The 19,784-nt window shown below is 63.9% G+C and carries 17 protein-coding genes; 8 read left to right on the top strand and 9 right to left on the bottom strand.

Annotated elements, in window-relative coordinates:
• Window positions 1-24 precede the first annotated feature (24 nt).
• From P9228_RS08640 to P9228_RS08625, 4 genes are read right to left on the bottom strand one after another with little or no spacing between them, the layout of a single operon-like run.
• Window positions 25-612: a sarcosine oxidase subunit gamma gene (locus tag P9228_RS08640; RefSeq protein WP_347404287.1), complete on the bottom strand. Its 588-nt coding sequence runs from the start codon at window positions 610-612 to the stop codon at window positions 25-27.
• A 22-nt stretch (window positions 613-634) separates the two neighbouring features.
• Entirely contained in the window at window positions 635-3,628 is a 2,994-nt protein-coding gene (locus P9228_RS08635) for a sarcosine oxidase subunit alpha (protein ID WP_278053023.1), read from the bottom strand.
• Window positions 3,625-3,918 (bottom strand): sarcosine oxidase subunit delta, encoded by a 294-nt coding sequence (locus tag P9228_RS08630; protein ID WP_067329272.1) that lies wholly within the window; start codon window positions 3,916-3,918, stop codon window positions 3,625-3,627. Before P9228_RS08630 ends, P9228_RS08635 begins: the two co-directional genes overlap by 4 nt.
• Window positions 3,919-3,930: 12 nt before the next feature.
• Window positions 3,931-5,190 carry a sarcosine oxidase subunit beta gene (locus P9228_RS08625; protein ID WP_095780816.1) on the bottom strand — a complete coding sequence of 420 codons (1,260 nt, stop codon included), beginning with the start codon at window positions 5,188-5,190 and terminating at the stop codon, window positions 3,931-3,933.
• Between the two features lie 205 nt (window positions 5,191-5,395).
• Here P9228_RS08625 and P9228_RS08620 point away from each other — a divergent pair, with 205 nt between their 5' ends.
• The 5 genes from P9228_RS08620 to P9228_RS08600 all read left to right on the top strand — a co-directional run bounded on the left by P9228_RS08620 (window position 5,396) and on the right by P9228_RS08600 (window position 12,571).
• Complete coding sequence (locus tag P9228_RS08620; RefSeq protein ID WP_278053020.1) at window positions 5,396-7,885, top strand: mechanosensitive ion channel family protein; 2,490 nt, start codon at window positions 5,396-5,398, stop codon at window positions 7,883-7,885.
• 142 nt (window positions 7,886-8,027) lie between these two features.
• Window positions 8,028-8,291 carry a hypothetical protein gene (locus tag P9228_RS08615; protein ID WP_066999629.1) on the top strand — a complete coding sequence of 88 codons (264 nt, stop codon included), beginning with the start codon at window positions 8,028-8,030 and terminating at the stop codon, window positions 8,289-8,291.
• Between the two features lie 321 nt (window positions 8,292-8,612).
• Entirely contained in the window at window positions 8,613-11,174 is a 2,562-nt protein-coding gene (locus P9228_RS08610; protein WP_278053019.1) for an FAD-dependent oxidoreductase, read from the top strand.
• A 92-nt stretch (window positions 11,175-11,266) separates the two neighbouring features.
• Window positions 11,267-12,115, top strand: a complete 849-nt coding sequence (locus P9228_RS08605; protein WP_095825683.1) for a DUF1194 domain-containing protein — start codon at window positions 11,267-11,269, stop codon at window positions 12,113-12,115.
• A 114-nt stretch (window positions 12,116-12,229) separates the two neighbouring features.
• Window positions 12,230-12,571: a peptidase inhibitor family I36 protein gene (locus P9228_RS08600; RefSeq protein ID WP_067000849.1), complete on the top strand. Its 342-nt coding sequence runs from the start codon at window positions 12,230-12,232 to the stop codon at window positions 12,569-12,571.
• A gap of 144 nt (window positions 12,572-12,715) precedes the next feature.
• On the opposite strand, the gene P9228_RS08595 is transcribed toward P9228_RS08600, so the two are convergent.
• Complete coding sequence (locus P9228_RS08595) at window positions 12,716-13,717, bottom strand: GlxA family transcriptional regulator (RefSeq protein WP_066999637.1); 1,002 nt, start codon at window positions 13,715-13,717, stop codon at window positions 12,716-12,718.
• A 225-nt stretch (window positions 13,718-13,942) separates the two neighbouring features.
• Here P9228_RS08595 and P9228_RS08590 point away from each other — a divergent pair, with 225 nt between their 5' ends.
• A complete protein-coding gene (locus tag P9228_RS08590; RefSeq protein ID WP_164748305.1) occupies window positions 13,943-14,209 on the top strand; it encodes a hypothetical protein in 267 nt (88 codons plus the stop codon).
• Between the two features lie 254 nt (window positions 14,210-14,463).
• On the opposite strand, the gene P9228_RS08585 is transcribed toward P9228_RS08590, so the two are convergent.
• Window positions 14,464-14,649, bottom strand: coding sequence for a hypothetical protein (locus P9228_RS08585; protein ID WP_066999640.1), 186 nt, complete (start codon window positions 14,647-14,649; stop codon window positions 14,464-14,466).
• Between the two features lie 220 nt (window positions 14,650-14,869).
• On the opposite strand from P9228_RS08585, the gene P9228_RS08580 reads away from it, so the two are divergent.
• Entirely contained in the window at window positions 14,870-15,769 is a 900-nt protein-coding gene (locus P9228_RS08580) for a LysR substrate-binding domain-containing protein (protein WP_066999645.1), read from the top strand.
• A 1-nt stretch (window position 15,770) separates the two neighbouring features.
• On the opposite strand, the gene P9228_RS08575 is transcribed toward P9228_RS08580, so the two are convergent.
• The 3 genes from P9228_RS08575 to P9228_RS08565 form a co-directional block, all read right to left on the bottom strand.
• Window positions 15,771-16,730 (bottom strand): alpha/beta hydrolase, encoded by a 960-nt coding sequence (locus P9228_RS08575; protein WP_127239521.1) that lies wholly within the window; start codon window positions 16,728-16,730, stop codon window positions 15,771-15,773.
• A 231-nt stretch (window positions 16,731-16,961) separates the two neighbouring features.
• Window positions 16,962-17,147, bottom strand: coding sequence for a hypothetical protein (locus tag P9228_RS08570; RefSeq protein ID WP_067329623.1), 186 nt, complete (start codon window positions 17,145-17,147; stop codon window positions 16,962-16,964).
• Between the two features lie 186 nt (window positions 17,148-17,333).
• Window positions 17,334-19,403 carry an ASKHA domain-containing protein gene (locus tag P9228_RS08565; protein WP_066999654.1) on the bottom strand — a complete coding sequence of 690 codons (2,070 nt, stop codon included), beginning with the start codon at window positions 19,401-19,403 and terminating at the stop codon, window positions 17,334-17,336.
• A gap of 89 nt (window positions 19,404-19,492) precedes the next feature.
• On the opposite strand from P9228_RS08565, the gene P9228_RS08560 reads away from it, so the two are divergent.
• Entirely contained in the window at window positions 19,493-19,735 is a 243-nt protein-coding gene (locus tag P9228_RS08560) for a hypothetical protein (RefSeq protein WP_245299687.1), read from the top strand.
• The last annotated feature ends 49 nt before the right edge of the window (window positions 19,736-19,784 follow it).

Below are 19,784 nucleotides of genomic sequence, written 5' to 3'. Positions count from 1 at the left end.
CCGCGCAGTTTCCTGGAATTGCGCTTAGTGCACCTCGTAGCCGACTTCGTCGCTCGCGTGGCACAAGGCCTTCCAAAAGGAGCGCGCGAAGGAGCGGAACACATAGATGTCGAATTGGTCGCCACCGGTGCGCTGGATCTGTGCAAAGACATCGTGGTGGTTGGTCGAGCGGCCGGCGCCGAGCGGGAAGGCCGGCAAGGCGAAGTCGATAGCGAAGAATTTCGCCATCACCCACTCCGCTTTCGGCCCGGCGATGCGAATCGCGGTGCGGCCATGCGAGAGATCGGTAATCGTGCCGATGGACGGCGTGATCAGGCCGGTGAACGCGGAAGCCAGGCCCTCGGCCTCGTCAACCACGGTGAATTTGCCCGGCGCGAATCCGAACGCGGCTTTCGCGCCGTTGACGACGCCGCCGCCGGCTCCATCCGGCAGGGCAAGGCCTGTCACCTTGTATATGCCGGACATCAGCCGCTTCTCCTCGCCCGGCCATGCTGCGAGCTGCAGGATCGAGCCCGGCCGCGTTTCGGACAGGATAACGTCAACGCCATGCTCGAAATTACCGTGCGAGCCTGGATGATAGACCGGTTCAAGCGGCGACAGCCGCTCAGGCAATTGCCGCTCGGGAAGTTGTCGTTCAACCATGCATGCGGCTCCCGTCCGGATCGTAGAAATGGTTGGAGACGATCTCGACCGGCCCGAACCGGTTGCGCAGCGGATCGGAGACGAAGGCGCGCGTGCCGTGGCGCGCCTTGCCGCCTTTGACAAGCGCAAGCGCTATGTATTTGCCGAGCGCCGGCGAATAGCAGCAGGCGGTGATATGGCCGATCGAATCGTGCGGGTTCGCTTCGTCGAGTTCCTCGACGATATGTCCGCCACCGTTGAGCGCGCGGTTGTCGAGAGCGATCAAGCCGACAAGTTCCAGCCGGTCCGGGGCGATCAGGCCTTCGCGATCCATCATGGCGGAACCGATGAAGGGCTTCTTCTTCGACAGCATCCAGTCGAGATGCAGGTCGCGCGCCGTGGTGCGGCCGTCGATCTCCGCGCCGGTGACGTGGCCCTTCTCGATGCGCATGGTGCCAAGCGCCTCGAGCCCGTAGGCGACCAGGCCGAAAGGCTTGCCGGCCTCGATGAGAGCCTCCCAAACGCGCGTTCCATAGCCGGCGCCGGAATAGACCTCGAAAGCCATCTCGCCGGAGAAGGAGAGGCGGCAGATCATCACCGGCACGCCGGCGATCTCACCGTGCACAATGCCCATGAAGGGAAGCGCGGCGTTGTCGACGGCCGTGCCCTTCACGCAGGCAGCGAGGATCGCCCTGGCTTTCGGTCCGCCGATCGCGGCCCCCGCCCACTCGTCGGTGACGGAGGTGACGGTGACCTTCAGTTCCGGCCAGATCACGTCGAGGAAATACTCCAGATGCTGCATCACCTTGCCGGCATTGGCGGTGGTGGTGGTCATCAGGAAATCCTGTTCGCCAAGCCGCCATGTGGTGCCGTCGTCGAAGGCAAGCCCATCCTCGCGCAGCATCAGACCGTAGCGGGCCTTGCCGACCGCGAGGGTGGAAAACATGTTCGTGTAAACGCGGTCGAGGAATTCCGCCGCATCCGGGCCCTGAACGGCGATCTTCCCAAGCGTCGAGACATCGACGATGCCGGCGCTCTCACGCGTTGCCGCGGCCTCGCGGACATAGGCCTGCTCGACCGTCTCGCCGGCGAGACCGTAGATCATCGGGCGGTACCAGAGACCGGCCGCATACATGGTCGCGCCGTTGTCGATGTGCCAGTCGTGCATCGGCGTCAGCCGCTCGGGCTTCAGGTCGCCGAAGCGCTCGGCCGCCAGCGAGCCGATCGACACGGCCGTGTAGGGCGGCCGGAACCGCGTCGTACCGACTTCGGGGATCGGCTTGCCCAGCGCCTCGGCCATGATGGCGAGGCCCGGCACGTTGGAGTTTTTGCCCTGGTCGGTCGCCATGCCGAGCGTGGTGTAGCGCTTCAGATGCTCGACCGAGACGAAGCCCTCGCGGTGCGCGAGCCGCACATCCTCGGCGGTCACGTCGTGCTGGAAATCGACGAAGCTTTTGCCCTTGGCCTTGATCTCGAAGACTGGTGCCGGATCCGGTTCGCCGGGGACGGCCTCCACGACGAGTAGCGGAGCGGAGGACGCGCTTCCGCCGGCGGCCTGAAGGCCAGCCGCGCGGCCTTCGGCAATGGCTTCCGCGGTCGTGAAACTGCCGGTGAAGGCGCCGGCGCCGATCCAGCGCTGCGTCGGCTGCGGCGGCAGGAAGGCCTGCCTGGCAGGGTTCCATATGGCCCTGGCTCCAGCCTGGCTGGCGAGATGGATCGTCGGTGACCAGCCGCCCGACATCAACAGGCAGTCGGCATGGATGCTGCGCTCATCGCCGCTCAGCGCGCCGTTCATCAATTCGAAGCGCCGCACCTTGAGACCGGTGAGCGCCTTGCCGCCTTCGGTCGCAACCACGGCATGGCCGGCAAGCAGCTCTGCTTCGGCCTGGCTCGCCAGCCTGCTCATCTCGTTCGACACGTCGCTGCGGACATCGACGATGGCGACGACGGCGGCCCCGGCCTTCTTCAGTGCAACGGCGGAACGATAGGCGCTGTCATTGTTGGTGAACAGTGCGATGCGTCCACCGGGCAGCACGCCATATTCATTGGCGTAGCGTTCGGCCGCATGCGCCAGCATGACGCCCGGACGATCGTTGCCGGGGAATACCAGCGGACGCTCGAAGGAGCCGGTGGCGAGAACCACCGTTTTGGCGCGGATCGCCCAGTAGCGCTGGCGCGGCTCGCCCTTGGCCGGAACTTCCTTGTGGTCCGTCACCCGTTCGAGCGCGGCCAGCGTGTTGCCGTCGTAATAGCCCCACACCGTCGTGCGCGGCAGAAGGCGGACATTGTCATTGCCTTCGAGCTGGCCGACGATGCGCGCCGCCCAGTCGGCTGCCGACGCCCCGTCGATGGTTTCGCCCGACCAGTTGGCGGAGCCGCCGAACTTTGCTTCGAGCTCAGCCAGGATCACGCGGGCGCCCTGGTCGGCCGCGGCCTTCGCCGCCATCAGCCCGGCCGGGCCGGAACCGACGACCAGCACGTCGCAGAAGGCGTTCATGCGCTCGTAGCGCGAGGTATCGGGCGCGGTGCCGGCTCTGCCGAGGCCGGCGGCGCGGCGGATGAAATGCTCGCAGAACATCCAGAAGCGCGTGCCTTTCAACGGACCGATCACCGGTCCCATGAAGGTCTTGTAATAGAAGCCGGCCGACAGGAGCTTGCCGCCGAGCTGGTTGAGCGCGCCGATATCCCAGGCGAGCGAGGGGGAGCGGTTCTGGCTGACCGCGACCAGCCCGTCATAGATCTCGACCATGGTGGCGGGAATGTTGGGCTCGCGCACCTCGCCGCGCAGCACCGTCACCAGAGCGTTCGGTTCCTCGACGCCGGCGGCGAGCAGGCCGCGCGGGCGATGGTATTTGAACGAACGGCCGAACAGCGTCACGCCATTGGCGAGCAGCGCCGAAGCCAGCGTGTCGCCGGCGTGTCCGGTATAGCGCGCGCCGTCGAAGGTGAAGCGGATGGTGCGCAGCCGGTCGATGCGGCCGCCGGTTTCTGTGCGGCGAGGGCTCACTGGTGGCCTCCCGCTTTGTGGCCCGCGGACTTGTGTCCGCCACGGGCAAAGGCAGTGCTCAAGATTTCATGGGTTAAGGTGTTTCGCACCACCCGCAGATGCGCGCGGCAGCCGCCGGAATGCTGCCAGATCTCATTGTGGTCGCCGGCCGGGTTCAGCCGGTCGTAGACATAGGCATTCCAGGCGTCGAGATCCTGCGAGGCAGGCTGCGGCCGCTCGCGGTTGCCGTCGCCCTGGTAGGTGAACTCAATGACATCGCGCGGGCCGCAATAGGGACAAGTGATCAGCATATGATTCGAAACCTAATGCAGCCGCGGCGTCGCGCCCTGGCCTTTGTCGTCGATGATGAGGCCGCGATAGAAACGGTCGAGCGTGAAGGGCGCGTTGAACTCGTGCGGCTCGTCCTTGGCGATGGTCCAGGCAAAGCACCATCCTGAGGCTGGCGTTGCCTTGAAGCCGCCATAACACCAGCCGCAATTGAGATACATGCCGGGCAGCGGGCCGGTGGTGATGATCGGCGAACCGTCCATCGTCATGTCACAAAGCCCGCCCCAGGAGCGCAGCATGCGCACCCGCGCCAGGCCCGGGAAGAGTGCCAGCATCTCGCTCATCACCTCGTCGACGACGGGCAGGCTGCCGCGCTGGGCATAGCTGTTGTAGCCGTCGAGGTCCCCACCATAGACGAGGCCGCCCTTGTCGGATTGCGAGATGTAGAAGTGGCCCATGCCGAAGGTGAGAACGGTGCCGATGATCGGCTTCAGCGATTCCGAGACGAAGGCCTGCAGAACGTGGCTTTCGATCGGCATATGCGAAATGCCGGCAAGCTGCATGACTTGGCCAGTGCTGCCGGCCACCGCAAGCGCCACCTTCTTGGCGCGGATATCGCCGCGCGTCGTCGTCACACCGGTGATGCGGTCGCCGTCGCGCAGGAAGCCGGTGACCTCGCAATTCTCGATGATATCGACGCCGCGCCGGTCGGCGCCGCGCGCATAGCCCCAGGCGACGGCGTCGTGGCGCGCGGTTCCGGCACGCGGCTGCATCAGCCCGCCAAGGATTGGAAATCGCGCCGAGCCCGAAACGTCCAGGGCCGGAACAAGGCGCTTGATCTCTTTGACGCTCATCAGTTCGGCGTCGACGCCGAGATGACGCATGGCATTGCCGCGCCTTGCGTAGTCGTCGAGCTGAGCCGGCGTGTGCGCGAGGTTCAGGCAGCCCCGCTGGGAGAACATGACGTTGTAGTTGAGGTCATGCGACAGGTTCTCCCACAGCTTCATCGAATGTTCGTAGAAGCGGGTGTTCTGCGGCAAAAGATAGTTGGAGCGCACCGCCGTGGTGTTGCGGCCGACATTGCCCGAGCCCAGCCAGCCTTTTTCCAGCACCGCAACATTGGTGATGCCGTGCTCCTTGGCGAGGTAATAGGCGGTCGAGAGCCCATGGCCGCCGCCACCGATGACGATCACATCATAGGACGCCTTGGGGTCCGGCTTGCGCCAGGCCGGTTTCCAGTCCTGGTTGCCGTTGAGCGCGTTCTTGAGCAGCGAAAAGGCTGAGTATTCCGCCATTCTTCCTGTCGTCCTTTTGGTGCGAGCCGGCAGACTATAGAGCAGGCGAGAAGCGCAAAGCCAAGATTGCGCCATCGCTTTTCGACAGGCCGACTTCGATCCGCGCCGAGGCCCGCGGATGGAGACGTCTTGCCGCCTGATAGGCCGGTCTTTATCAAGGGCAGGATTTTCGAAGATTTTTCGGCCGTGAGTCGCCCGTCACGTCATGATTTTCCGACTGCTCCGCCTGATCCTGATCGCCATTGTCGCCGTCGCGGCGCAGCCCTCGCCCGGCGCGATGGCGCAGGCGATCGGCCAGGGCTCCACGCAGCTCATCGCCGACCAGACCAAGGCCATCCAGGATCTGACGGCCAAGACCGACGGACTGGAGAAGAAGTTAAGCGCCCCAGACCAGGACGACGCCGGCCTTGTCGACATCCGCTTGCAGCTCGAGGATATTTCACGGGCGGCGCTGAACAGCGCGCTCGCGTTCCGTTCACGCCTCAACGACATCAACGCGCGCATCGCGGTATTAGGGCCGCCGCCGGCCCAGGGGCAGCCGCCGGAGCCGGCGATCGTCGCCAACGAGCGCGCGGCGCTTACGGCCGAGAAGGCCGAGATCAATGCCGTGGTCGCCAGCGCGCAGAACCTGTCCATCCGCATCAGCGGGCTGGTCGACAGGATCGCCACGCTACGCAGTCAGCTTTTCCGCAGCGTTCTGACGAAACGCTACGAGTTGAGCGATGCGCTGAGCCCGCAGGCCTTTTCCGACGCGCACGACCAGTTCACCGGCCTCTATAAGGCGGTGGCGTCCTGGCTCACCTTCGCATTGAAGTTCAAGTTCCAGGCGATGCTTGCGGCGACGCTGATGGCGCTGGCGCTGGCGGCCGTGCTGCTGATCGGCGGCAGGCGTCTCTTCGGCCGCATCTTCGAGGCCGATGCTTCGGTGGAAGAGCCGTCGTACCTGAGCCGGCTTTCGGTGGCGTTCTGGTCGACGCTGCTGCCGACCGTGGCGCTCGGCGCGTTCCTCGCCTCGACCGTGTTCTTCTTCAACTATTACAACGTCCTGCGCGGCGACATCGGCGAATTCCTCAACGCGCTGCTCTCGGTCGTCGCGGTGGCGTTCTGCGTCAACCGGCTGACCAATGCCGCCCTTGAGCCGCGGCTGCCGAACTGGCGGCTTATTCCAGTCGCAACCGGACCGGCGCGTTGGCTGGTGCGGCTGGCCACCGCCATGGCCGTGGTCCTCGGCTTCAACTACTTCCTGTCCGTCGTCAACGAGAAGATGGGCTCGCCGCTTTCGCTGACGATCGCCAGGAGCTTCGTTGCCACCGTCATCGTGGGCGTCATCCTGATCCTGATGGGTGTGCTGAAGCCTTTCAGGGCGAAGGACGGCTCGTGGCGCCCGTGGCCGGCCTGGCTTCGCTTCATTGCCATCGGGCTCGGCGTCTCCACAATCGCCGCGGCACTGCTCGGCTATATCGGTCTTGCGCTTTTCGTCTCTATTCAGGTCGTCGTCACCGGCACCACGCTGATCACCGCCTATATCGGCTTCCTGTCGGCGCGGGCGATCGGCGAGGAGGGCGGCTTCGCCGACACTTCGGTCGGGCGCTGGCTGTCAGCCAATTCCAGCTATGAGGACACCGCGCTCGACCAGCTCGGCCTGGTGGTCAGCATCGCCATCAACCTGATGATCGTGCTGGTGTTCCTGCCGCTGATCCTCTTGATGTGGGGCTTCCAGCCCGGCGATATCGAAACCTGGGCCTTTAAGCTCGCAACGGGCGTGACCATCGGGTCGGTGACCATCTCGGTGCTCGGCATCCTCACCGGCATCGTCGTCTTCGCCATCGGCTATTTTCTCACGCGCTGGTTTCAGGGCTGGCTCGACGGCTCGGTCATGGCGCGCGGCAAGGTCGACACCGGCGTGCGCAATTCGATCCGGCTGGCGGTTGGCTATGCCGGCGTCGCGCTTGCAGCGCTGGTCGGCATATCGGCGGCGGGCATCGATCTTTCCAATCTGGCGCTGGTCGCCGGCGCACTTTCGCTGGGTATCGGCTTCGGCTTGCAGAACGTCGTCTCGAACTTTGTCTCCGGGCTGATCCTGCTTGCCGAGCGACCGTTCAAGGTCGGGGACTGGATCGTCGCCGGCGACATCAGCGGCACGGTCAGAAAGATAAGCGTGCGCGCCACCGAGATCGAGACGTTCCAGCGCCAGTCGGTGATCCTGCCGAACTCGAACCTCATCAACAATGCGGTCGGCAACTGGACGCACCGCAACAAGCTTGGCCGCGTCGACATCAAGGTGGGCGTCGCCTATGGCAGCGACGTCAAGCGCGTCCACGCCATCCTGCTCGGCATTGCCCGCGCCCATCCGATGGTGCTCAAGAACCCCGAGCCCTTCGTGCTGTTTGCCAATTTCGGCCCGGCTGCACTGGAATTCGAGATCCGCGTGTTCGTCGCCGACGTGTTGAACGGCAGCATCGTCCAGAACGACATCCGATTCGCGATCTTCGACATCTTCGAAGACGAGCACATCGAGATCCCGTCGGCGCCCCGCGCCGTGGTCGAGAGCAAGAAGCATGAGCCATGGCCGATCGACGACGACAAGATCGAGGCCGAATTCGCCGAACGCGAGCGGCTGGAAGCGGAGGCCGCGGCCGAGCAGGCGCGTCTGGCTAAAACCAAGAGAAGAGGCCGCAAGCCCGACCCCGACTAGCTTTGGCGGCCGCCGAAGCCGATTGTGGCATGAATGCGGCATTCAGTTGCGGTTCACGTTACATCTCATATAAGCTCTCACGCAAAGGGCGAGAATGCCTTGCGAAATTGAACAGAGGCGGTGTGGAAACACCGGAATTGCAATGTGGAAGTCTGTCGTTGCCGCCGTCGCTTTCCTGGCCCTTAGCGGTTCGGCTTTTGCCGCCAGCGCGGTCAACAAGGACGCCCAGACGCGGACGTTGATCGTGACCGAAGGCGGCGGCAAGACCGAGCTGGCGCTGGCCGCCGGCGAGACTGTGGAGTTCTGCCCGAATGGCTGCTTCGTCACTCTGCCCAATGGTGATCTCGAAGCGCTGACCGGTTCGGAAACGGTCGAGATCTCCGGCGGCGTCGCGCGGATCAAGTAAGAACTCCTTGAATATGATCGGCAAGGCCGGGCGTTTGTCCGGCCTTTTATCGTTCCGGTAGCCGCTGCTTAACGATAACGCCGGAAGTGTTCCCGTCGTGGCTAAGCTCAAGACTGCCAGCTGCCAGGTCGGCTTCCAGGCCGAGGACTTCGGGGTTTTCGCCTGAGCGAAATCGCATGTGGAGCCGAGCCGGCGCGGCGGGTCGCGCGGCATCCGCGATGTGTCGCAAACAGGCGGTAGCTCAATCTGCGTCCTCTGCATATTCTGGCGCAATTCGAACGGGCGCCGGCGCGCCCGCTTTAGCACTTTGGAGTCGCGGGCATGGCAGAGTTTCCGAAAAAGGCGAAGGTCGTCATCGTCGGTCTTGGCGGTATTGTCGGCGCGTCGGTCGCCCATCACCTGATCGAGCGCGGTTGGGACGACATCGTGGGCATCGACAAGTCGGGCATCCCGACCGATATCGGCTCGACCGCGCATGCCTCGGACTTCTGCTACACGACCAGCCACGATTTTCTCTCCTGCTGGACGACGCTCTATTCCATCGATTTCTACGAGAAGATGGGGCATTACGCGCGCATCGGCGGCCTCGAAGTCGCGCGCGTCGGCGACGATGGCCGCATGGACGAGATCAAGCGCAAGATTGCTTCCGCCAAGGCATTCGGCACCCGCGCGCGCCTGATCGAGCCGGCCGAGATCAAGCAGAAGTTCCCGCTGATCGAGGAGCATCTTGTGCAGGGCGGGTTGTGGGACCCCGACGCCGGTCTCGTCATCCCGCGCTCGCAGACGGTGGCCGGCAAGCTCGTCGACCAGGGTGTCGCTTCCGGCAAACTCCGGGCTTTCGCCAACACCTCGGCCAAGGACCTGATCGTCGAGAACGGCCGCATCAAGGGCGTCGTGACCGAGCGCGGCACGATCGAAGCCGATTATGTGGTCGTCTGCACCGGCATTTGGGGCCGGCTGACCGCGGCACTGGTCGGCGAAGACCTGCCGGTCATGCCGATCGACCACCCGCTGACCTTCTTCGGCCCGTATAACGAGTTCGCCGGCACCGGCAAGGAGATCGGCTGGCCGCTGCTGCGCGACCAGGGCAACTCGGCCTATATGCGCGACACCGGGGATCCCAAGACCGCGGAGGGCGGGCAGATCGAATGGGGCTATTACGAGGAGACCAATCCGCGCCTTTGCCATCCGCGCGACCTGCTGGAAAAAGACCAGGCGCGGCTCTCGCCCTCGCAGCGCGACCTCGACATGGAGCAGATCATGGCGCCGCTGGAGCGCGCCATGGAACTGACGCCGATCCTCGGCGAGCTCGGCTACAATGAAGGCCATTCCTTCAACGGGCTGCTGCAGGTGACGACCGATGGCGGGCCTTCGATGGGCGAAAGCCAGAAGGTCAGGGGCCTCTGGTACGCCGTCGCCATCTGGGTCAAGGACGGCCCGGGTATGGGCAAGCTGATCGCCGACTGGATGACCGACGGCCGCACCGCGATCGATCATCACGCCATCGACTATGCGCGCTTCTACCCGCACCAGACGAAGGAAGAGTTCATCTGGGATCGCTGCACCGAGACGGCGATGAAGGTCTACAATCCGGCGGTGCATCCGCGCGAGCCGTTCTCCAAGGGCCGCAACATCCGCCGCTCGCCGTTCTGGGAGCGCGAGAAGGAACTCGGCGGCTACTTCATGGAGCTGGGCGGCTGGGAGCGCGCCCATGGCTATGCCGCCAACGAGCATCTCCTGGAAAAATACGCCAACCGCGTCCCGGTGCGCGAGAATGAGTGGGACAACCGCCATTTCTGGCGCGTCTCCAATGCCGAGCATCTGGCGATGAGCGAGGATTGCGGCATCGTCAACCTCTCGCATTTTTCGATGTACGACGTGGAAGGGCCGGACCATGTCGCGCTGCTGGAATGGCTGTGCGCGGCCAAGATCGGCGGCGACAACAATATTGGCAAGGGCATCTACACCCACTTCCTCGACGAGGAAGGCATGGTGCGCGCCGACTTCACCGTGATCCGCATGGCCGATCGCTGCCGCGTGATCGACGGCGCCGACGCCGGGCCGCGCGACTTCCGCTACATGCAGCGCACCGCGCAGGACAAAGGTTTCGATGTCACTGTCACCGACGTCACCGAAAAATACGTCACCATCGGCATCTGGGGGCCGAATGCGCGCACGACCCTGCAGAAGGTGGTCGAGGACCCGAACGGGCTGACGCCGGAGAATTTCCCGTTCGCGGCGATCAAGCCGATCAGGATCGGCGGCAAGGACGTCACCGCCTTCCGCATCTCCTATGTCGGCGAGCAGGGCTGGGAACTGCATATGCGCTATGAGGACGGGCTCGCCGTCTGGGACGCGCTGCGCTCGACCGGTGTCATGCCGTTCGGCGTCGAGACCTACGCCAACACGCGCCGCATGGAGAAGAGCCTGCGGCTGCAGAACGCCGACCTCTTGACCGAATACAATCTGCTCGAGGCAGATCTTGCCCGCCCGAAGGTCAAGGAGAACGACTTCTGCGGCAAGGCCAAGCACCTGGAATATCGCGCCCGCGAGCATCAGCCGGCTATGCTCTGCACGCTGGTGATGACCGAGAACACCGATTCCAAGGGCGTCGCGCGCTATCCGGTCGGCATCATGCCAGTGCAGGATCCCGCGACCGGCGAGACGCTGGTCGACGAGCTCGGCCGGCGCTCCTTCACCACGTCGGTCGCCTACGGCCCGACCATCGGCAAGAACATCGCGCTCGCCTATCTGCCCTGGGCCTGCTGCCAGGAAGGTCGCAAGCTGCAGGTGGAGTATTTCGGCGAGACCTATCCGGTCGAGGTGGCCGGCGTCGGCTACAAGCCGCTTTACGACCCGGAGAATCTCAAGCCGCGCAGCTAAGCGAGCGCGCGTTCGTCCGGATTGGTGGAAGGCCCGGTCGACGCCGGGCCTTTTTGCTTTGTTCATGCGCGATTATCGCTTACCGTTGCGTCATGTCCGCTTTGGGCCGAACAAGGCATTGGCTTTCCGGCGCCGCCGCGCTGGCGCTGCTCCTCGGCCCGCCCACGCGATCGAGTGCGATAGAGCCGGTAGATGTCGAGCTGGTGCTCGCAGTCGATGTTTCGCTCTCCATGTCGCCGGCCGAACTCGAGATCCAGCGCCGTGGCTATGCGGCGGCACTGACGGATGACAACGTGCTCAAGGCCATCGCCGACGGCGTCCACGGCAAGATCGCGGTCACCTATGTCGAGTGGGCCGGCACTAGATGGCAGCGGGTCGTCGTACCGTGGACAGCGATTGCCAATCGCGCCGACGCCGAACGGATCGTTGCGCAGATGAACGCACGTCCGCCGGACAGCGCGCGACGTACTTCGATCTCCGGCGCGCTGGCCTTCGGCAGCGACCTTTTCGCCGAAAGCGGCTTTCAGGGGACCAAGCGCGTCATCGACGTTTCGGGCGACGGACCCAACAACCAGGGCGCGCCGGTCGACATCACGCGCGACGAGGTGGTGAGGCAGGGCATCACCATCAACGGACTGCCGCTGATGACAAGGGGCGGGTACGGCGGCGCCTTCGACGTCGCCAATCTCGACCGCTACTACAGCGACTGCGTGATCGGCGGGCCGGGCGCCTTCATGATCCCGGTCAACGACTGGACGCAATTCCCGGAAGCGATCCGCCGCAAGCTGGTGCTCGAGCTCGCCGGCCCGGCCTCGCGGCAATGGGCGGCAGAAGAGGCGGCTCACCCGCCGGTCGTGCTTGCCGACGACAGGCCGGCCGCCGATTGCCTGGCCGGTGAGAAGATGTGGCGCAACCGCGGCTGGATGATGGATAGCCGGTGACGGTCGGCAAGCTCCGCCGGAGCGGGGTTCGGACTTGCTTCCTCGTGTAGCACAATGGCAAAATGTGATCGGGCCCGCGCCATCGCGCAACGCGATGAAATGAGGAAATATTGCATGAAACGTTTGGTCATCCTGGCGGCGCTTGCGTCGACAATATTTGCCGGAAGCGCCAGCGCCCAATTTTACGGCGAGGCCGCCTGCGTGCTGTTCGAGAATGCGAACTTCCGCGGGCGCTCGCTTGCAATGGGTCCTGACGACGCCGTCAATTTCCGGGGCGGCTTCTGGAACGACCGCGTTTCCTCGGTGCTGGTGCGGCGGGGCTGCACGCTTGTCGCCTATGAGAATGCAGGAAGGCGCGGCCGCTCGATCGAGCTCAATCGCAGGGTCCGCGATTTCGGAGGTTCCGGCTGGAACGACCGCATCTCGTCCGCGGAGTGCTATTGCGACCGATATTGAGCTGCTCGAACCTGCCAGCGGTCATAACGCAACGCTGAAAAACAGCCCGGAATTCTCGGCGCTGAAGGCGCAGTTGACCGAGGACAATCCGCATCGAGGCGATACGGACCGCACAGCCGCCGTAGGTTTTCGTAGCCTTGTCGCTTAGGCGGCCAGCAACTGCTTGCGGTCGACGCGCTCCTGCTGCGGCGAGCGGGCATAGAGCTCGCGGTAGCATTTGGAGAAGTGCGAGGCCGAGACGAAACCGCAGGCGACAGCCACTTCCACCACGGGCAGCGACGACTGGATGAGCAAATGCCTGGCGCGGTCGAGCCGGATCTCGAGATAATAGCGGGCAGGCGAGCGGCCCATCTCGGTGCGGAAGAGGCGCTCGATCTGCCGGCGCGACAGATCGACATGGTCGGCGATCTCGATCAGCGACAGCGGCTCGGAGAGGTTCGCCTCCATCAATTCAATGATGGTCAGCACCTTGGAATTCTGCACACCGAGACGGGCGCGCAGCGGCAGGCGCTGGCGATCCGTCGGGCTGCGCACGCGGTCGGTCAGCACCTGCTCGCAGACGCGGTTGACGAGGCTTTCGTCGAAGTCGTCGCCGATCAGCTTCAGCATCATGTCGAGCGCCGCGGTGCCGCCTGCGCAGGTGTAGACATTCTGGTCGATCTCGAAGAGGTCGGCGAAGACATTGGCCTTGGGAAAGGCCTCCGAGAAGCCCGGCAGGTTTTCCCAATGGATGGCGCAGCGCTTGTTGGAGAGCAGGCCCGCAGCCGCCAGGATGTGCGCGCCGGTGCACAGGCCGCCCACGGCGACGCCACGGTTGTATTCCTCGCGCAGCCAGGCGAAGGCCGACTTGTTATGATAGCGCTCGACATTCATGCCGCTGCAAACGATCGCCATGTTCGGGCGGTCCGGCCCGGCCATCTTCCTGCGCTCTTCCTCGAGCGAGGTGTTGACGGCGCATTCGACGCCGTTCGAGGCGCGCACGGGCTTGCCGTCGATACTGGCCAGGCGCCAGCTATAGGCCTCGTAGCCGAGCATCCGGTTGGCCGAGCGGAGCGGGTCGAGCGCCGTTGCGAAGGCGATCATGGTGAAGTCGGGGATGAGGAAGAACACAAACGATCTCTTGATCGGGTGCTTGACGGCATTCACGGGAAACCTCACGCGGCCATGACGCGAACAGAATGTCGCTAATAGCATAGCGACATCAGGAAAAATCATTCCTGTCAATCGGCTAGACGGCTAAGCGACGATTAAATTTGCGACACGGGTCGCAAATGGGCAATCGTCGATGGCGCGAGACCGAAGGTTGCTACTTCAGGTTCCAACGAATGCGCCGTCAGAAGAAAAACGCCGCCACGGCGGAGCCGGGCGACGTTGAATTTCATTCAGCGCGACGGCAACCAGGTGCCGTTCGAAACTGCTGTGTCAGGCAACGAAGCCGAGGCGAGCGGCAGCCATGGCGCCGGTCTGGCCGGGCATGGTCTTGGCAAGACGCTGACGCTCAAGAGCGGTCGTCAGGTTCATTTTGCGACGGGGGAACAGGCGGGCAAACAGCTTCATCATCATCTCCATTTGGTTGCTCAGACGGGTCGCCTTCGCTTAATGGAGTGGGGCAGCTCGTTTTTGCTGGCGGTGATATAGGCCTGCTCCAGCCAAAACTAAATCGCAAAAACGAAGCGCTTGTTATGAAAAGCGACATCCCATGCGACTTTTTTGAGCTCTGCGCTCGAAATTTACTATTAGTTACAGCGCTTTAATTCGAAACGGACGTCGCTATGCGAGTGCTTCATATGCGTCATGCGACGGCCGCATGGCTGGAAAAGTCATTTGAGTACAAACAAAAGGGCCTGCCGGTCTGACACGCGGCAGGCCCTTAGCACGTGATGCACACTTATTTACTTGGCTCCGGCCCAGGTTCCCACGCCGTAGCGCAATCCAGTCTTGGCATCGGCGGCTTCCGGCCAGCCGATATCCTTCTGCAGTTCGATCGGCAGCGCATGGATTGCGCGTTCGGTCTGGTAGCGAGCGCGGGCGGCACTGAATTCGGTCGCGAGCCGACCGATAGACGACAGGATAGACATTTTCTTTCTCCTCGATTCGGGCAGGGAGGCGCCCGGCAATTGGTTACGTCAGGTCTGTTTCAGCTTCATTTCATGTCGAGTGCAGGCCTGTATCATGGTCGTTCGATGGCTGCTTTTGGCAGCATCCTGCATCGATCGAGTTGACTATGCGCTCGAAGTGATGTTCAATCAAACGAAATGGAATGATCATTTGCATCAGAAAAATTGAAGGCAAGCTCCGATGAACGCCCCACTCAACCATCCTTTGCCGCTGCTCGATCTCGACGTGCTGCGCACCTTCGTGGCGATCGCCGAGACCGGTAGCTTCACCACCGCCGCCAATGCGGTCTTCCGCACCCCCTCGGCCGTCTCCATGCAGATCAAGAAGCTCGAAGACATTCTCGGCCGTTCCGTCTTCGCGCGCGACGCGCGCTCGGTGACGCTGACCACGGACGGCGAGATGCTTCTCGGCTATGCCCGGCGGCTTTTGTCGATCAACCGCGAAGTGGTGTCGAAGTTCATCATTCCCGACATTGTCGGTGTGGTCAGGCTTGGCTCCCCGGACGACTATGGCGAGCGCGTGCTGCCCCACGTGTTGAAGCGCTTCGCGCAATCGCATCCGTCGATCGCCGTCGACGTCACCATCGACCAGAGCGTCAATCTGCGCCGCCGCATGGACGACCGTGCGCTCGACATCACGTTGCTCACCAATTCCTACAAGACCAGCGCGGTCGGCGCCGAGGTGCTGCTAACCGAGCCGATCGTCTGGGCCGGCGCCAAGGGCGGCTGCGCGCATCTGCGCGAACCGCTGCCGGTTTCGCTTTGGGAAGAAGGCTGCGCCTGGCGGGCCGGCGCCCTGGAAGCGCTCGGCCGGGAAGGCCGCAACTACCGCATCGCCTATATGAGCGCTCATACCGCCGGCCAGCGCGCCGCCATCATGGCCGACCTTGCCGTCGCGCCGCTGCCGAAGTCCTTCCTCGGCGACGAGATGGTTTCGCTGGGCGCGAAGGACGGCATGCCCGATATCGGCACCTACAATCTCGCCATGGTGGTGGCACCCGATGCCAGCGCGCCGGTGAAGGCGGTTGCCGACCACATCCGCGCGACCTTCGAACTGTTCCGGGAAACCGGCAAGTTCTGAGCTATTCGGCCGCCGGCGCAGGTCGCGCCGCATAAGTGGTTCGGCGTGATGCATGGGCTCGCTGCGGTAGGATCTCGGCTGTGAGGAAGTCGACGATGCTGTCACGTGCGCGCCGCGCTTCCGGCATATCGATCAGCGGCCAGACGTGGAACATGCCTTCCTCGTAGACGACCTCGACCTCGATTCCTGCGGCGCGCGCCCGTTCGGCGAAGATCAGATTGTCGGGGCTGAGCAGGTCGCGCGAGCCGGTGAGCAGCAGCGTCTTCGGCAGCACCGAGAGATCGCCGTAGAGCGGGCTGATGTGCCAGTCGGAGCGGTCGATGCCGGCGCTGTAGAGCCGGATCGCCTCGAGCCCGCCGGGGATGCCCAGCCAGGGGTCGTTGCGTTCGGCTTCGAACACTTCCGGATTGGACAAGGACATATCGAGGCCGGGCGAGATCAGCACGTGGCGCGCCGGCGAGGGCAGGCCTTCCTCGGCGGCCATCATGGTGAGCACGACTGCCATGTTGCCGCCGGCGGAATCGCCCATGAAGACGATGTTCTCGGCATTGGTCTCTTGCAGCATGCGCCGGTATACGTCGCCGACCATGCCGAACATGTCATGGAAATTGTACTCCGGCGCGATCGGATAGATCGGCACGGTGATGCCGAAGCCCAGCCGCTCCGCCATCTCGGCAATCAGCACCCAGTGATAGGACGTGATCTGAAAGACGAAGGCGCCGCCATGCAAATAGAGGATACGCCGGCGCTCGCCCGATTTCGGTGCGATCTCATAGACGGGGAAACCATCGACGCTGGTCTCGGCGATATCCAGCCGCGCCTTCAGAAGAGCCGGCGGATGATAGTCTTCGGTCTTGCGGGCGTAGGCGATCCAGCGCTGCAGATTCTCGGGACTGGAAAAGGCCTTCTTGCGGCTGTGCCTGAGAATGAACGAAACGACGTGGCTTTTCAAACTGGGCATACGGAACACGGATCGGTCGAGCCGACTAAGAGAAATTCCCCCTGCTATGCGAAGATTGTAGTTAGGTTGAAAATGTCAAGGTTCGCAGCGGGCACATCGGCGTGATGCGACGGCGGTCGCGTCAACGGCGCCCTGGCAGCAGCGCGGCGCGCAACTTGTTGTCGCCGATCGCCGAGGCCGCTTGCCGGCCTCGGCGCTTGCCGAGCAGCTTACATTTGTCGGCGAAGGTCATCAGCGGGCGGTTCCCAGGAGCAGCGCGTGCAGGGCTGCCTGCGGGTCGCTCGGCGGCGAAGCCGGCCAGCCGATATCCTTCTGCACATGCACGGGCAGGTCGTTGAGCGCGCGGATCGCCTTGCTCCGGGCATGAGCCTGCCTGATGGTCACGCCGAAGCGGCCGAGGTTATCGAACATCGACATAGTGGGTTCCTCCGGAAGGTCGCGCCGGCTCGAAGACATTTCGCGCCAGCCCTTCGATGGCGGGCTAAATGCGCCCGGCATGTTTCCGGCGGATTTCACGAAAACAGCGTTCCGGTTTCCGGATCGATGGATCCGGAAACATTTGCATGCATACGAACTAAAGAGAGGCGTCGGGCGAAGGGGACCCTATTCGCGCCCACGCCGCGCCGCCCGTTCCTCGCGCGAGCGCCGGCGCGGGGTGGCGTCGCCTGCGGTGCCGTCCTCGCCGACCGTCTTGCGCGGCGGCAGCTTCACTGCGGCCGCGAGCTTCGGGAAAGGGTCGACCTTGTTCGGCAGGGCCATGGCGTAGACGAAGTGCTCCTGGAATTTTGGTTCCAGCGCGGTTTCGATCTTTTCGATCCTGCTCACCGTCTCCTCGATCTCACGGCGGTAGCCGCGATTGAGGAGCGCCATGCGCGCGCCGGCGCCGGCGGCGTTGCCGACGGCCGAGACCTTGTCGAGATCGCAATCGGGAATGAGCCCCAGCACCATGGCGTATTTCGGGTCGATGAAAGAACCGAAGGCACCGGCGAAATGGATGCGGTCGACATGGTCGGTGTGCTGCTTTTCCATCAGCAGCTTGGTGCCGGCGTAGAGTGCCGCCTTGGCGAGCTGGATGGCGCGCACGTCGTTCTGGGTGATGGTGATCTTCGGCTCGCCGTCCTTCAGCACATAGGAGAAGGTGCGGCCGTTGGCGACGATGCGCGGCGAGCGCGCGCCAAGCGATCCGTCGACGACGCCGTCCTCGGAGATTATACCGGCGAGATACATCTCGGCCACCACTTCGATGATGCCGGAGCCGCAAATGCCAGTGACGCCGGTCGCCTGCACGCTTTCGGCAAAGCCCGGCTGATCCGACCAGAGTTCCGAACCGATGACGCGGTAGCGCGGCTCAAGCGTGTCGGGATCGATGCGCACGCGCTCGATGGCGCCGGGCGCCGCGCGCTGGCCGCCGGAAATCTCGGCGCCCTCGAAGGCCGGGCCGGTGGGAGAGGAGGCCGCAACGACGCGCGTGCTGTTGCCGAGCACGATCTCGGCATTGGTGCCAACGTCGACGATCAGCATCATCTCGTCCTGGCGGTGCGGACCCTCGGAGAGCGTGACCGCGGCTGCGTCGGCGCCGACATGGCCGGCGATACAAGGGAGCATATAAAGGCGCGCGCCCTGGTTCAGTTTCAAGCCGAGATCGGAGGCCTTGATGCGCACGGCGCCGGAAACGGCGAGCGCGAACGGCGCGCCACCGAGCTCGGTCGGATCGATGCCGAGAAACAGATGATGCATTATCGGATTGCCGACGAACACCGCGTCGAGGATGTCGTTGCGCTGGACATTGCCTTCCGCACAGACCTTGTCGACCAGGCCGGAAACGGCCTCGCGCACGGCGACCGTCATGCCCTCGCGGCCGTCCGGGTTCATCATCACGTAGGAGACGCGGCTCATCAGATCCTCGCCGAAGCGGATCTGCGGATTGGAGGTGCCGGAAGAGGCGGCGACGCGGCCCGACAGCAGCGACACGAGATGCATGGCGATGGTCGTCGAGCCGATGTCGCAGGCGAGCCCGTAGGCCTCGTTCTTCAGGCCTGGCCACAGCGCGATGACGCGCGCGATGTCGCTGTCCGCATCCTTGTGGATGGCGGCGGTGGCGGTCCAATTGCCCTTGCGCAGAATGCCCTGCACTTGCGGCATGAGATAGAAGTCGAACTCGACGTTCTTGAAACCCCAGTCCTTCATCAAGGCGATCTTGAGTCGGTCGAGGTCGCCGAGCGGCTTGTGCATGTCGGGCTCTTCAATCTCGACATAGCACATGCGGATTGCCGTATCGCGAGCGATAACCCTGGTGTCGGCTGCCTTGCGGATGGTCTGGGCGTTGATGACCGTGTCCTGCGGCACGTCAATGACGAGGTCGCCGAGAATCTGCGCCGAGCAGGAGAGGCGGCGGCGCTCGGGCAGGCCGCGCACGCGCTCGTAGCGCTCTTCCTTGGCGCCCTTGGGCGAGATGTGGTCGTTGGCAGAGACGATCTTGTGCTTGGCGAAATTGCCTTCCTGCACCTCGATCTGGCAGCGCCCGCAAGTGGCGCGGCCGCCGCACACACTCTCGACATAGACGCCGAGCTGGCGCGCGGCGTCCAGCACCGGCGTGCCAACGGGAAACCGCCCGCGCTTGCCTGACGGCATGAACAGCACAAGCGGATCGGTGATGTTGGGCGGGGGATTCATGCTGGCACGCGTCTCGATGGCAATTGCCGATACCGTTTAACGGATCGTTTTACTGTTGGGTGGAGTGTACGTTGGTCCAGGGGCCAAACATGTCGGATATTCTGCTGCCCGCCATCTTCACCGCTTTCACCATGGTGCGCGTGCTCAAAGGCCCATGGCTGCGCAATCCGCAATATCTGGCCTCCGGAATTCTCGGCGCGATCGTCGGAGCGCTCCTGCTCCACGCATTCTGGCCCGCCTACGACGATGATGTCATCGTCGGCGGCGGCACAGGCATCTTCGGATCCTGGGCTGGAATGGCGTTGTTCGACGCCATATTGGGCGTCGCCTGACCGCAAAGCAGACTTCTCCGACCGCATCGACGATGCGACCGGATCAGCG

Origin of the sequence: Mesorhizobium sp. WSM4898 (genome assembly GCF_029625845.1) — a bacterium.
GTDB lineage: Bacteria > Pseudomonadota > Alphaproteobacteria > Rhizobiales > Rhizobiaceae > Mesorhizobium.
Note: the sequence above shows the minus strand (reverse complement) of the source record. Positions and strands in the feature narration are given on the sequence as shown.